We start from the raw sequence: 14,727 nt of genomic DNA on the forward strand, positions 1-14,727 counted from the left end.
AGTAGAAGCAGTGGATTGAACTTCAACCCTGTAATGCGTCCTGGTAGTGAGCCAGGCGCATGGCGCGATGGAGGAACATGCCGATCGGCCCGATTGTCCGCTCGTCGACGAAAAGCGGTGCATGGCCCGTACCGGGAATCTCGAGCCAGCGCGCGTCGGCATGCTCCTCCTGCATGCGCATGCAGACCTCCCTGCTCAGGAGCCTGGAATGCTCGCCGCGAAGTATCAGGACCGGGCAGTTCACGACATTCCACACCGGCCACAGGTAGACCCGGCTGGTCACCGGCTCCAGCGGAACCGCGCGCACATCGAAGCGGCTGCGCAGCCCGCCCTGCTTGTCGGCGATCACGCTGGACTTCGCCAGCGCCTCCCAGCGGGCGACGTCCAGCTGGCCGAAGCCCCCGAGCGTGGCCCGGAAGTAGACCGCGGCTTCCCTGAGGTCCCGGAACTCCACCGGCGTGGCTGCCTGGTCGCGCAGCCGCTGCAGCTCCGCGCCGTCCAGCTCGGCGCCGACGTCGTTGAGCACCAGCGAACGAACCAGTTGGGGGTGGCGCGCCGCCATCTGCAAGCCGAGCAGGCCGCCCATCGACGTGCCGACCCAATGCACCGTGCGCACCGCCAGGTGCCTGACGAGCTCTTCCAGCACTGTCAGGTAGGTGCGGCTGTTGTAGAGGCTGGCGTCGGCCAGCCAGTCGCTCTGCCCGCGGCCGGGCAAGTCGACGCACACGACGCAGTACTGGCCAGCCAGTGCCTGCGCCAGTTCATCGAAATCGCTGGAGTTGCGGCTCAGGCCATGCACGCAGAGCACCAGCGGGTGCGACGACTCGCCCCACAGCTTGTACGCAATGCGCGAGGAAACGGTGCTTTCACCGAGGGAAACGCGGAGGTGGCGCGTGACAGCATTCATGCCTGCAAGTCTAGGCAGTCGCCTCGGAGACACAATCGCGCAACACTCATTTCAGATTTGCAAATGGCGCATGACTACGAAAGTGGTCAGTTGCCACCGCGCGATCGCGCGAGCCGCGAGTTCCTTCAGCGCTGGCCGATGCGCGCGCCGTCCCCGAACAGGCCCTTCAGTTCCCGCGGCTGCGAGCGCCAGTACTGCTTCGGCGCATCCACCTGCGCGCCAAGCTCGGCGGCGGCGCGCCAGGGCCAGTGCGGCTCGAACAGGATCGCGCGGGCGATCGCCACGAAGTCGGCCTGTCCGTTGCCGACGATGGCCTCGGCCTGTTGCGGATGGGTGATGAGGCCCACCGCGATCGTCGGCAGCCCGGACTCGGCCCGGATGCGTTCGGCGAAGGGCACCTGGTAACCGTCGACCAGCGGGATCTTCTGCTTCTGCGAGACGCCGCCCGACGACACATGGATGAAGCTGCCGCCACGCGCGGCCAGGGCCTTCGCGAACTGCACGCTCTGGTCGACCGTCCAGCTCTCGCCTTCGTCGACCCAGTCGCTGGCCGAGAGGCGCATGCCCACGGCGATGTGCGCCGCCACCGCCCCGCGCACCGCATCGAACACCTCCAGCGGAAAGCGCATGCGATTGGCCAGCGAACCGCCGTATTCGTCCGTGCGCTGGTTGGCGATGGGCGAGAGGAACTGGTGCAGCAGGTAGCCATGCGCCGCGTGCAGCTCGATTGAGTCGAGCCCGAGCGCCTCTGCGCGTTGCGCAGCACGCGCGAAGGCGGCCTTGACGCGCGCCAGCCCTGCAGCGTCGAGCGCGATGGGCGGCGGCTCCCCGGGCGCATGCGGCAGCGCGGAGGGTGCTTCGGTCTGCCACGCGCCTTCGTCCGGCTTCAGGCTCTGCCCGCCGTTCCACGGCACGTGGCTCGACGCCTTGCGGCCCGCATGGGCGAGCTGGATGCCGACCGGCATCTTCGAATAAGCCCGGACCGCATCCAGCACGCGCTTCAGCGCCGCCTCGTTGTCGTCCGAATACAGGCCGAGGCAGCCGGGCGTGATGCGGCCCTGGCGCTCCACCGCGGTCGCCTCGATGATCAGCAGCCCCGCCCCCGACAGCGACAACTGCCCCAGGTGCATGAGATGCCAGTCGGTGGCATTGCCGTCCTGCGCCGAGTACTGGCACATCGGCGCGATGACGATGCGGTTGCGCAGTTCGATCGGGCCGAGCGTGCCGGCGGAGAAGAGTGAACTCATGGGATTCCTGTCGCGAAGGGGCGGGTGATGGCAACGCCGGACAAATCCCTCGTGCGACGCGCGCGGCGAACCGGGATATTGGCCAGCGTTGACTTATATCGGGGCCGCTGCGCGCGTGCTCGGCGCGGGGCATTCCGCGGGCACCCGGCCCGAGCCGGTCAACCCTCGCGCGCCATCGCCCGCACCGCGTCGCGCAAGGCGAGGATGCCGGGCTCGATCTTCTCCACGTCGATCGACGACAGGCGCAGTCGGAAGTAGGGACAAGGCCGCGGCGGTTGCGCGAAGAACACGTCGCCTGGCTCGATCAGCACGCCATGCTCTCGCGCGCGCAGCGACAGTGCGGCGCCATCGAGCCCCTCGGGCATCTTGACCCACACCGAGGCGCCGCCGTTCGGCACCGTGGCCTCGAACTCCGGAATGTGCCGCGCCAGCGCAGCCATCGCCGCGTCCATGCGCTGCCGCAGCACCTGGTTCACGCGGCGCGCATGCGAGTCGTGGTGGCCGAGCGAGAGGAACAGCGCATAGGCATGCTGCAGGAAGGCGCTCGGATGCCGCACCATCGCATGCCGAAGCAGGCGCAGCTCGCCGATCAGTTCCTTCGAGGCCACGATGTAGCCGAGCCGCATCGCCGGCGCGAGGCTCTTGGACAGCGAGCCGATGTAGATCACGCGCCCGGTCCGGTCCAGGCTCTTGAGGGCGGGCGTGGGCTCGCCGGCATAGAGGTTCTCGGCTTCGTAGTCGTCCTCGATGACGACGAAGTCCTGCAAGGCAGCCTTGCGCAGCAGCCATTGGCGACGCTCCAGGCTCAGCGTGCGCGTGGTCGGGCTCTGGTGCGAAGGGGTGACGAAGACATAGTCGAGCGCGGGCAGCGCATCGACGACCAGGCCCTCGTCGTCGACCGGAATGCCCACCAGCTGCGAGGTCCGCAGCGAGAACGCGTTGCGCGCATGCGGATAGCCCGGCTCCTCGAAGCCGACGCGCGTGCCGCGATCGAACAAGGCCTCGGCCACCAGGTAGAGCGCGTGCTGCGCGCCCACCGTCACGAGGATTTCCTCGGGCCGCGCGAACACGCCGCGCTTGGGCAGCAGCCGGATGCGGATCTGCTCGATCAGGTCGGGCATGTCGTCGGTCTCGAAGTCCGGCGTCCAGTTCGGCAGTTGCGAGCGGGCCAGGCTGCGCACGCAGCATTCGCGGAAGTCTTCGGTCGGAAAGAGCTGCGCGTCGTGCGTGCCGTAGACGAAGGGATAGGCGAACTTGCGCCATTGAGCGGGCTTGGAGAGCGTCGGTTGCTCGCGTAAGGAGCGCAGCACCCGCTCGTTCCATTGCGGTGGCGCACCGGCGCTGGCGCCGTCGGCGCTGAAGGGGTCGATGACGATGCGGGCCTCGCCGATCGATGACGGCAGCGCACCCGCATGGACGAACACGCCGGAGCGCGGGCGCGACTCCAGGTAGCCCTCGTCCACCAGTTGCTGATAGACGGCGGTGACGGTGTTGCGGCTCAGCCCCAGCGCCTGCGCGAGGTCGCGCGACGATGGCAGCGCCGCGCCGGCGGCGAGCCGGCCGTCGAGGATCACCTGCACCACCTTCAGGCGCAGGCGCGATTGCAAGGGCAGCCCGGTGTGGTCGTCCAGCGCAAAGAGCTGCGCCCACAGCGGCGTCGTCGATGGAAGCTTCGTGGTCACGGCGGGGGTCATCTACGCTCTTCAAAAGTGCATCGGGCGATGCATCTGGCTTTCACGATAAGGCTGGACTGGCTCTATGAGTCGGGACAAGCGGAGCTTAACCTTTGCTCAAGATTTGATCACCCGCAGGAGCCGTCTTGAACGCCGTTGCCACCCCCGTCACCGCAGCCACCCTCGAAGCTTTTTCCGACGCATGGAACCGCCACGACCTGCCGGCGCTGATGTCCTTCATGCATCCTGATTGCGTGTTCGAGACTGCCGCCGGCCCCGATGCCTGGGGTGCGCGGCACACCGGCCACGAAGCGGTGGCCAAGGCCTTCGTCGCCGCGTGGACGAACTTCCCGGACGCGCAGTGGCGGAATGGAAAACATCTGGTGCTGGGCGACCGCGGCATGTCGGAATGGACCTTCACGGGCACCGCATTGGACGGCCAGCGCAGCGAGTCCGACGGCGTGGACCTGTTCACCTTCAAGGACGGCAAGATCCTCGTGAAGAACGTGTTCCGCAAGGCGCGCCCATTGCTGCCTGCGGCTTGAAGCGAGGCCGGATCATGTGTGCAACGACCAGCCGTGGAGACGGCCGGGAACGGGATCACGCCGACGGCGTACTCTGCTCCGCGAATGTCCCCCGCCGTCAGCCTGCGGCTGCCGGCTCCCGCAGCTCCTCCTTTGTTTCGCTGCGCAGAGCACACCATCGACGTGATCCAGACGCGCTGTCGTTGATCGGCCGGCACGACACGGCGTGCCCTGGGCCAAGGGCATCGGGTGTTCCCCGCAGCGAAATGACCCTGGAACCACGGTCGCGTGCATCCGAGCGTGCCGTGATCGGCGTGCCAGGCAAGGCGCGACGACGCGGTGGGCTCCTGCCCACAAGGAGGAGCAACGCCGCATGGCGCGTCGAGCGCGGTGCGATCGGGTGCATGGGGCCGTGGGCTCCAGGGTCCCAGGAGGAGGCCGAAGGCCGGGGGACATTCGCGGAGGGGAATACCCGGTGTCCTCGGCCCGCACCCGTCCCGCTTCGGGTTTCATGCGCATTGGAAAACTGACATGAGCATCGCCACCCCGCGCGAACTCTTCGCGCCCTACGACCCGGCCTACGACCCGCTGGTCTCCGACGGGCCCGGCCGCAACCGCGACTACGCACCCACCTACTGGGCCGCCACTGCCGGCCCCGCCCCCGACGACGACGGGCCGGTGCACGGCGACTTCGACGCCGACGTGGTCATCATCGGCTCGGGCTTCACCGGCCTCGCCACCGCGCTCTTCCTCGCGAAGGAACACGGCATCAAGGCCGTGGTGCTCGAAGCCAATCGTGTCGCCTGGGGCTGCACCAGCCGCAATGGCGGCCAGGGCCAGAACGCAAGCGGCCGCCTCTACCGCTCGCAGTGGATCGAGCGCTGGGGCCTGGCCACCGCGCGGCGGCTCGACGCCGAGATCCGTTTCGGCTTCGACACCTTCAAGGAACTGGTCGCCGATGCGAATTGCGACCCGCAGCCCGGCGGCCATCTCTACATCGCGCACCGCGAGAAGAAGATGGCCTTCCTGCGCAACGAGGCGCGCGTGATGGCCGACCAGTTCGGCTATGCCACGCGCATGCTCAGCACCGAGGAAGTGCGCAGCGAATACTGCAACGACCAGGACGCGGCCGGCGCCATGCATGAGGCCGAGGGCATCTGCGTGCATCCGCTCAAGCTGGCCTACAGCTACCTGCGACGCGCTCGCGACGGCGGCGCACGCGTGCACACATCGAGCCCGGTGATCGGCTGGGAAACGAAGAACGGCGTGCACCACCTGAAGACGCCCGGCGGCATCGTGCGCGCGAAGACGGTGGGCATCGCCACCGGCGCCTACACCGCGCCCGGCCTGCACCCGACGCTGACCAATCGCTACTTTCCGGTGCTGTCGAATTCCATCGTTACGCGACCGCTGACCGATGCGGAACTCAAGGCCACCAACTTCCTCACGCACGAAGCCATTACCGACACGCGCACGCTGCGCTTCTACTACCGCCTGCTGCCCGACAAGCGCGTGCAGATCGGCAGCCGCAGCGCCATCACCGGCGCCGACGCGAGCCGCGACGCGCACTACAAGCTGCTGGTCGACGGCCTCGCGCGCAAGTTCCCGCCGCTCAAGGGCATACAAGTCGACTACTCGTGGTGGGGCTGGGTCGACGTCGCGCACGACATGATGCCGCGCGTGGTGCGGCCCGATCCGAAGCAGAGCGTGTTCTACGCGCTGGGCTATGGCGGCAACGGCGTGTCGTTCTCCGCGCATGCGGGCCGGCGCATGGCGCAGCGCATCGCAGGCGAGGGCGATGCGGCCTTCGACCTGCCGATCTACAACAGTCCATTGCAATTCCCCGCACAAGGCGAATGGGCTGCACGCTTCCGTCGCTTCGGACAGAGCATGCTGTACCGCTGGTACTACCTGCGCGACGAGCTCCTCTGAAGCGCGACCTGCAGCGTGAGAAGGGCATCGCCATCCTGTTCATCACGCACGGCCTGATCGGTGCGATGCCGCCGCGTGGAAATCATCGACGGCAAGCCGGTAGCGCCCCGTCCCTCCCTTCGCCACAATCGCCGTCGTCATTGCAGGCCATGGCCGCATGACCCTCATTCCCTCACCGCTCGATACATGACCGACATCACCGTCTTCCAGGCCCGCAAGATCCTCACGATGAACCCGATGCAGCCCGAGGCCACGCACGTCGCCGTGCGCGACGGCAAGGTGCTCGCGGTGGGCGACTTGGCGCGCATGCAGTCCTGGGGCGAGTTCACGCTCGACACGCGCTTTGCCGACCAGGTGCTGATGCCGGGCCTCGTCGAAGGCCACTGCCACCTGATGGCCGGCGGACTCTGGCAATTCCCCTTCGTCGGCTTCCATGCCCGCACGGCGCCCGACGGCAAGGTCTGGACCGGCTCCACCGATTTCGAGGCAGTGATCGAACGCCTGCGCGCCATCGAAGCCACGATGAGCGACCCGGCCAAGCCGTTGCTGGCTTGGGGCTTCGACCCGATCTTCTTCGGCAAGGAGCGCATGACCACGCGCCACCTCGACCAGGTCTCGACCACGCGCCCGGTGGTGATCCTGCATGCGAGCCAGCACCTGATGAACGTCAACACGCCGGCGTTGGTGCAATCCGGCATCACGCGCGACACCGAGGTCGAAGGCGTCGCGCGCTACGACGATGGCGAGCCGAGCGGCGAGTTGCAGGAGTTCGCGGCGATGTTCCCTGTGACGCGACTCACCGGCAACATCTTCCGCGTGGCCGGGGCGGACCCGGCCAGCCTGCGCCTGTTCGGCCAGATGGCGCAGCTCGCCGGCGTGACGACGGCGACCGACCTGGTCAACGACCTCTCCGACTACAACGCCGCCGGCTTGTCGACGGTCACATCGGAGCCCGACTTCCCCGTGCGCATCGTGCCGGCCTTCCTCAGCATGATGGAAGCGCTGGGCATCGACGCGAGCGCCGCGCGCATCCGCGACCGCCAGGCCAATGGCAGCAACGACAAGCTGCACTACGGCCTGGTGAAGATCGTGATCGACGGCTCGATCCAGGGCTTCACCGCGCGCGTACGCTGGCCCGGCTACTTCAACGGCGCGCCCAATGGCATCTGGATCCATCCGCCGGCGCAGCTCAAGGCCATGATCGCGCAGTTCCATGCGGCCGGCTTCCAGCTGCACCTGCACACCAACGGCGACGAGGCCACCGAACTCGCGCTCGACGCGATCGAGGCCGCGCTCGAAGCCCATCCGCGCAGCGACCATCGCCACACGCTGCAGCACTGCCAGATGGCCGACGCCGCGCAGTTCGCGCGCATGGCGCGGCTGGGCATGTGCGTGAACCTGTTCGCCAACCACATCTACTACTGGGGCGACGCGCACCGCGAACTCACGATGGGCCCCGACCGCGCGATGCGCATGGACGCCTGCGCCACCGCGCTCGCGCATGGCGTTCCAATGGCCATCCACTCCGACGCGCCGATCACACCGCTGGGCCCGCTGTTCACCGCGTGGTGCGCGGTCAATCGACTCACATCCACCGGCAGGAAGCTCGGCGATGCGGAATGCATCCCGGTGCCCGATGCGCTCTACGCCATCACCATGGGCGCGGCCTTCACGCTGTCGATGGACCACCTGGTCGGCTCCATCGAGATCGGCAAGTACGCCGACTTCTGCGTGCTCGCCGAAGACCCACTCGCGATGGCGCCGGAGAAACTCAAGGACGTGCCGGTGCTGGGCACCGTGATCGGCGGTCGCGTGATCGCGTTGCCGCGGGCGGCGTGAGTGAGAGGCGCTGGCGGTTCTCTTCGCCCTTCGCGGGCAGCAAGGATGCGCAGTTCAACGCATGAGGCGGACATGAAACAGCGCCGACGTTCGCTGCCGGACGAGGCCGCGAACGAGTGGCGTTGGGAGCGAGATCACGCCGACGGCGTACTCTGCTCCGCGAATGTCCCCCGCCCTTCGGCCTCCTCCTCTATTTCGCTGCGCAGAGCACACCATCGACGTGATCCGGACGCGCAATGGTTGATCCGCCCGCACAACGCGGCGTACCCCGTGCCGAGGGTGCTGGGTATCCCCCGCAGCGAAATAAAGGAGGAGCCGAAGGCGGGGGACATTCGCGGAGGGGGATACCCAGCGCCCTCGGCACGCGCCCCGTCAGCAACTCATGCGGCCTCCAACGCGATGGAACACTGAAATGACCGACACCTTCCACGCCGGCCGCATCCCATTGACCGTGATCGGCGGCTTCCTCGGCAGCGGCAAGACCACCCTTCTCAACCACATGCTGCAAGGCAACGACGGCCGGCGGCTGGCGGTGCTGGTCAACGACTTCGGCGCCATCAACATCGACGCCTCGCTGGTCAGTGCGCGCGGCGCCGACATGATCAGCCTCGCCAACGGCTGCGTCTGCTGCCAGATCGGCGGCGACCTCACCGATGCGCTGATCCGCGTCATCGACAGCACGCCCCGGCCCGACGCGATCGTGATCGAAGCCAGCGGCGTGTCGGACCCCTGGCGCATCGCGCAGGTGAGCCTCGCGGACCCGGCGCTCGCACTCGACGGCGTGGTGGTGCTGGTCGACGTCACGAGCGTGCTGGCGCAAGCCGCCGACCCCCTGCTCGCCGACACGGTGGACCGACAGCTCCGCGCCGCCGACCTGCTCGTGCTCAATCAGTGCGACCGCGCGGACGCGGGGACCCTGGCTGCCGTGCGCGCGAGGTTCGATGCGCAGTTGCCCGATACGCCTCGCTTCGAAACCCGGTTCGGCGAGGTACCCGTGGCGCTGCTCGGCGGGGCGCTACCGCTTGCGACGCGCGACACATCGCACGGCCCGCATTGCGCCGCCGGCTGTTCGCATACCGCTCATGACCACGATCACGCACCCGATCACGGCGCCGAGTTCGACACGTGGTCGCTGACCGCTCCCGGTGTGTTCCGCGCCGATGCGCTACGAGCCCTGCTGCGCGCCATGCCTCCCGGCGTGATCCGGCTCAAGGGCGTGGTTCACACCGATGCCCAAGGCCTGGCCGTATTGCAATTCGCCGGCCGCCACGGCTCACTGCGCGCATGGCCGGCCGGAACGCCCCAGCCCGCTACCACCGACAACACCCTCGTCGCGATCGGCCTGCGCGGCCGCTTGCACGCTGCGGCGCTGGAGCAATCGCTCCGCGGTAGCCTCACCGCGCGCTAGGGCCTACTGGCAGGAATCCTCCGGCGGTGGCGACGCCGGACAGATCAGATGGTATTTGGCATCGTGCAGGTATTGCCGCCATTCGCCACAAGTCAGGTTGCGACCGGCAATGCGACACGCGTCCTCCAGCATGGTCTGCTGGTCCCAGTTCTGGATCGAGACCGACGCATCGTACTGCAGAATCGCCACGCGCCGACCGGCCGGGCTGATGTCCACGCTTTTCACCCGCCCGCCCAGGTCGCTCAATCGGGCGAGTTGCCATCGTTTTCGCAGATCCCAGACTTCGCGTCCGCCCTTTGAGTTGCCGCTGACCAACGCATCGCCGCCTTCGATGAATACCAACCGGTCAACCACCAGATCGGCCGCCCGATTGGCAACCCAATCGCCGTCCCGATCGCCGGCCTGATCGTCGTTCCGGCGGTCCTTCGAGTTGTCTTTCCGAGCCACGTTCGGGTCACCCCCTGTTTCCTGCGGTCCGAAGGTGGCCACGACCTGTCCATCGGCAATGTTCTGCACGACGGTCAAGCCGTCCTTCCGGCCCAGCACGATCTGCTTCCCGTCGGGACTGAATGTCAGCTTCAGCACCCCCTGACCGACGGCGCGACGCTCGGCTTCCCCGTCGTTCTCCGCGCCCCGTCTGCTCTCGCCCTCCTGCACCTTGGGCAGGACGTCGACCGTCGTCTTCGCACCGAGCCGATAGAGCTGGACACTGCCTTTGTCCCCGCCCACGGCAAGCGTCTTGTCGTCCGGGCTGAACGCGATGGCATTCGTGCCCGGCGCCGAAGGCAGCGTGGTGGTGGCGCCGTCCTGACGGATCTCGCGCAACCAGATCGAGCCGTCCGTCGCAGCAACACCGAGCAACTTGTTGTCGCCGCTGATCGCGAAATGCCTGACCTTGTGGGACGCGTCCGCGGGTGCGGGCAGCGACAGGATCGGTTTGCCGACCGTCAGGACATCGACAACGTCAACCTTGCCGCCGGGTCGCTCGATGGCGACCCGCGTCCCGTCGGGGCTGAACTCCGCGAGCACCAGATCCTCGTCGGCCTTCAGCAGGCGACCGTCGCTCGCGTTCCAGAAATTCGCGCTGTACATGGACGTTCCCAGGACGGTCCCTGCGCTGTTGAATTCGATTTCCTCCGCACGATGGACCTTGCCGGCGGAAGCCAGCACCGGGCCCTGTTCAAGCGACCACACCTTGTGCACCGTCTGGTGGGATTGCCAGGTCGGCTTGAAACTGGCCATTGACTTTCCGTCCGGCGAAAACAGGAATGCCGTCACTTGTGCCGGTCGCTCCTGGCTGTTCACCACCGTGACGTTGTCGGCAATCGACTGGACCAGGGCCTCGCCGCTGCGCATTCCGATCGCAAGCCACCGCCCGTCAGGGCTGACCGCTGAAGCGACTATTTCCTCGTCGTGATTCACGGATCCGAGCGGCTCGAACGGCTTCGTGCGCCAGACCCGGGTGGTCCCGCCCTGACGGATCGTGAGGAAACGGTCGTCGGGCCCGAACTCCGCTTCTTCCTCCTCGTCATCTACGGCATCCCCCAGGAATCCGACGGTCGAACCGGTCATGGCATCGCGCAATTCGAGGCCGGCCTTGCCTTCCGGGTTCACGGTCCGCAACACGGCAAGGCGGCAATCACTGGAGCGCCGCAAGACGGTCCCGGACGTTTGCGGCATCTGCACCGTTTCCCCGCTCGCGAGCCGGGTGGCAACGATGCCGGTGCTGGGGCGGCCGTTGTCCTCGAGGCGTTCCTCCGTGCTGTACAGCAATGTGTCGCCGTCGTCTCCGAAGGTGATGCAGCGGCCATCCGTCTCGCCAACCTGCACGGCGGTTTTCGAGTCGGCCATGCTCCACACCGTGGCCTTGCCCCCGTAAGTCCAGGCCAGATGCCGGCCGCCCCGGTCGAAGGTCAACCGCCTGACACGGCCGGGCTCGCCGGGAAACCAGGCGCCCACCCTTGCGATGGGGACGCCATCGTCCGCCTTCCAGACGACCACCGAGTTGCCGCCGGCCGACGCCCACCGGGTGCCATCCGGGCTGTACGCCAGCGTGCGGATGGAGCCCCTGTGCGCGTTCTCCAGGTGCCGCACGACGTCCCAGTTGGCGAAGTCGATTTCGAAGATGTCACCGTCTTCCATGCCGAGCAAACCGCGCTTGCCGTCGGGGCTCACCGCCGAGACGTTCACCTGGCCTTGGGCGGGAAGGAGCCTGCGAACGCCATGGTAGGCAATCAGCCGTGCCAGCTGCGACAGTTGCGCATCGATGCGCTCCGGATAGATCAGGCTCGCTTGCGTACCGAGCAGCAGCGCGAGATCGGGCTTCAGTACCTGGGCACGATCCGCGTTGGTGAGGAGATCCGTCGCGACCGCATCCACCGACAGCTTCTCGGCCCGGTCGGTCGCGTTCCAGGCCCGGAACATCGAAACGCCCGCGATCAGGAACAGGACGAGCGCGCTTGCGATGACGATGGAACTCGTCAGGTTCTTGACCTTGTTGCGCTTCTGCGCCGCCAACGCTTCCCGTTCGCGCGCCTTGGCCGCCTCTTCCGCTTCACGTGCCACCCGGGCGTCGCGACTGTCCTTGACGACGCGCGTGAGCACGTCGTGCGTCAGTTCCAGGCGCCGGACGCCGAAGCGATCGTCCACGCGCAGCAGGCGCCCGGCCACCAGTTGGTCGATCGCCGCGCGCGTGACGCCGGACAGCGCGAGTGCATCGTCGTAGGCGTGGCTGTCGCGAAAGCCCGCTTCGGTGATCAGTTCGTCCTCGACGAAGACGCGCACGCGCGGGTCGAGGTCGCGCAGCGAGCGAAGGTAGAAGTCGACGAGGATCTCGCGTTCCGCCCCGGCGAGCAGTTCGGCGCCGATGCGGTCGCTGCCTTCGGCGATGCGGCGCAGGTTCAGTTCACTGCAGATCACGCTCAACAGCGCGGGGTCGACCTCCATGCGCTCGTAGTCCTCGGCCGCCGGCGCCTCGGCGTGGTTGCGCCACGCCAGGCCGATGATGCGGTCCGCGACGCCGTCTGCCACCAACGCTGAACCGCTGGCGACGACTTCGCGGGCCTGGTACCCGTTCATCGGCAGCAGGCGATAGCGATTGCGCATGAGGGATGGAATGCGCTGGCGCAGGCCCTCCATCTCCGCCAGGAAGTCTTCGCGGAAGCTCAACACCACCTTGCAACCCCTGCGCCGGAAATCGAATTGCGTGGTCAGCGAGAGATCGTCTTCGAGTGCGCGACGCAATGCCTCGGGCGGACGGTCCTCGATCAGGTCGGACAGTTCAGAGATGAATGCCTCGGTGCTGCGGCGCGTCTCGTCATCTGCCTGCCCGTGCGTGAAGATCTCCTCGAACTGGTCGAAGACCAGCACCGGCGTCAGTGCCTTGTTGCGGCGGCTCCAGACGCCTGCATCGCTTCGGTGGAAATGCTCCCACAGCGTTGCGCCCGCCAGAGGCGCGGTGGCTTCGGCCGCGACCTCGGTACAGGCCGCATCCAGCGCCTGCAGGACCTGCTCGCGCATCGGCAGGGCGGCGCCGTGGGCCAGGCGGATGAGCACCGGCAGGTGAAGGTCCCCTCGCAAACGCGGAAAGAGGCCCGCTCCGATGAGCGAGGTCTTGCCGAGTCCCGAGCGTCCGAACAGTATCGTCAGTGCCTCGCGCCGCACCAGGCGAGCGAGCTCGTCGGATTCGCGCTCACGGCCACGGAAGAAGGCGCGGTCGGCCTCGGTAAAGGAGGCGAGTCCGGGCCAGGGGTGCACCGACGACAGCCGCGCGGTGTCCGGGTCACCGTCAGACGCAGGGGTTGCAGAAGCTTCCATCTTCATTGGCGCCTGGCGCGCGCCGAGATCGACCGGTACATCTCGCGCATGCGATCGATGAAGGCGGCGGAGGCCTCGCCATCCTGCAGCACGGTCCACTGTGCCTTTCGAAAGCGGTCGGGCACGACGCTGGTGTAGGGCGGCGTGTCATCGATGACCACGGGAACGATGAACGGCTCGTCCGGCGCCATGCCGCTGGCCCGATCGTCAGCGGCATTCCACTCGCTCCAGAAGTAGTCGCGCCTTCGCGTCTCGTCCTGGGTGGCGCGGGAGATCACCGGGATGAACAGGATGCTGGCGTCGACGCCGCGCCGGATGCGTCGGTCCCATTCGGCGCCCGCCTGGAGCTGCTCCCGGTCGAACCAGACGTCGATGCCGGCCGCGTCCAGCGACTGGGCGAGGCGGCGCACGGCCACCGCATCCTGGCTGGAATAGCTCAGGAACACGGCGCCGTCGGCACCGGCCTTCGGGGGTGGCACTTCGTCAAGGCGCACCGGGTTGCCCTCGGGGTGCCGCTCGCCCCAGCGCTTGCGCAGCTCCGCGCAGAAAACCGAAGGATCGAGCGCGACCAGGCGCGTGTTGGGGCTGAAGTCCGCGAGGAATGTCGCGAGTTCGGCATCGCCCGTTGCCATGGGCTCGACCAGATACTCCAGCGTCACGCGTCGTGACGACAGGGGTGCGTTCTTGGCGGCTCGCAGGAAGAATCGGGCAAGCCAGTCGGGGAGGCGGCAGCCCAGCAGCAGCAGGTGGCTGTCGCGCAGTGCGTCGAACAGGAGCTTGGGCTTGCGCGCATCGTCCTGCAGCGCATGCAGGAATTCCAGCCTGTCTTCGTCACAGATCACCCATTCAGGCGCAGAAGACTGACGGCCCAGCAGGTGGAACACAGTGGGGGCGGCAAGACGTTCGAGCGGCGTCGGCAAGTCGGTCGCGCGGTTGGGCGCGAAGGTCACCACCTCCGTGCGGGCATCCCCGCCGTGGCGAACCAGATCGATCGCGCGCTCCAGCATCGCATCGAACGAGAGCGTCACGAAAAGGTTCAACGGGCTCACCGCGGCGAGGTCGAGCATGGCCTGCGGGGGTTCGACTTGCAGGTCCTTGATGACTTGCGCGATGCGCACGTAGAGGTCTTCCTTGCGCGACCTCGGCAGCATCAGGTAGCGGCTGATCACATCCACCAGGCGCGGCGCGTGGCCGGCGCCGTTCAGGTCGATGCGCAGCTTCGCGGCCAGGCGTGACGCCACCAGTGCGTCGAAGGTTTGCGTTTGCCCATCGCAAGCCACGGGAAGCAGCCCGCTGTCGATGACCACCACGACCCTGCGATCGTCGATGTAGTCGAGCAGGTCGTTCCAAAAGAACTCGTCAAACAGGTCGTCGCTCACCG

The 14,727-nt window shown here is 67.5% G+C and carries 9 protein-coding genes; 4 read left to right on the top strand and 5 right to left on the bottom strand.

All coding sequences use genetic code 11. From position 1 onward, the window contains the following. Nucleotides 1-22: 22 nt before the first annotated feature. The 3 genes from HCU76_RS12980 to HCU76_RS12990 form a co-directional block, all read right to left on the bottom strand. A complete protein-coding gene (locus HCU76_RS12980) occupies nt 23-907 on the bottom strand; it encodes an alpha/beta fold hydrolase (protein ID WP_213956162.1) in 885 nt (294 codons plus the stop codon). Between the two features lie 125 nt (nt 908-1,032). Beyond that, entirely contained in the window at nt 1,033-2,154 is a 1,122-nt protein-coding gene (locus tag HCU76_RS12985; RefSeq protein ID WP_213956163.1) for an NADH:flavin oxidoreductase/NADH oxidase, read from the bottom strand. A gap of 158 nt (nt 2,155-2,312) precedes the next feature. Continuing rightward, the gene (locus HCU76_RS12990) at nt 2,313-3,848 is read right to left on the bottom strand and encodes a PLP-dependent aminotransferase family protein (RefSeq protein ID WP_218509519.1); all 1,536 of its coding nucleotides are present in this window, start codon (nt 3,846-3,848) and stop codon (nt 2,313-2,315) included. 125 nt (nt 3,849-3,973) lie between these two features. On the opposite strand from HCU76_RS12990, the gene HCU76_RS12995 reads away from it, so the two are divergent. The 4 genes from HCU76_RS12995 to HCU76_RS13010 all read left to right on the top strand — a co-directional run bounded on the left by HCU76_RS12995 (nt 3,974) and on the right by HCU76_RS13010 (nt 9,530). Continuing rightward, complete coding sequence (locus tag HCU76_RS12995; RefSeq protein ID WP_218509520.1) at nt 3,974-4,372, top strand: nuclear transport factor 2 family protein; 399 nt, start codon at nt 3,974-3,976, stop codon at nt 4,370-4,372. Between the two features lie 510 nt (nt 4,373-4,882). Beyond that, nucleotides 4,883-6,283 carry an FAD-binding oxidoreductase gene (locus HCU76_RS13000; RefSeq protein ID WP_218509521.1) on the top strand — a complete coding sequence of 467 codons (1,401 nt, stop codon included), beginning with the start codon at nt 4,883-4,885 and terminating at the stop codon, nt 6,281-6,283. A gap of 186 nt (nt 6,284-6,469) precedes the next feature. After that, nucleotides 6,470-8,122 carry an amidohydrolase gene (locus tag HCU76_RS13005; RefSeq protein ID WP_218509522.1) on the top strand — a complete coding sequence of 551 codons (1,653 nt, stop codon included), beginning with the start codon at nt 6,470-6,472 and terminating at the stop codon, nt 8,120-8,122. A 412-nt stretch (nt 8,123-8,534) separates the two neighbouring features. Next, a complete protein-coding gene (locus tag HCU76_RS13010; RefSeq protein WP_218509523.1) occupies nt 8,535-9,530 on the top strand; it encodes a GTP-binding protein in 996 nt (331 codons plus the stop codon). A 3-nt stretch (nt 9,531-9,533) separates the two neighbouring features. On the opposite strand, the gene HCU76_RS13015 is transcribed toward HCU76_RS13010, so the two are convergent. Together HCU76_RS13015 and HCU76_RS13020 are read right to left on the bottom strand one after the other, a co-directional pair. Then, the gene (locus HCU76_RS13015) at nt 9,534-13,352 is read right to left on the bottom strand and encodes a WD40 repeat domain-containing protein (protein WP_218509524.1); all 3,819 of its coding nucleotides are present in this window, start codon (nt 13,350-13,352) and stop codon (nt 9,534-9,536) included. Then, nucleotides 13,349-14,725, bottom strand: coding sequence for a toll/interleukin-1 receptor domain-containing protein (locus HCU76_RS13020; protein WP_371319811.1), 1,377 nt, complete (start codon nt 14,723-14,725; stop codon nt 13,349-13,351). The genes HCU76_RS13015 and HCU76_RS13020 overlap by 4 nt, the downstream gene beginning before the upstream one ends. Between the last annotated feature and the right edge of the window lie 2 nt (nt 14,726-14,727).

The organism is Variovorax sp. dw_308, assembly GCF_019207085.1.
In the GTDB taxonomy this organism is placed as follows: domain Bacteria; phylum Pseudomonadota; class Gammaproteobacteria; order Burkholderiales; family Burkholderiaceae_C; genus Variovorax.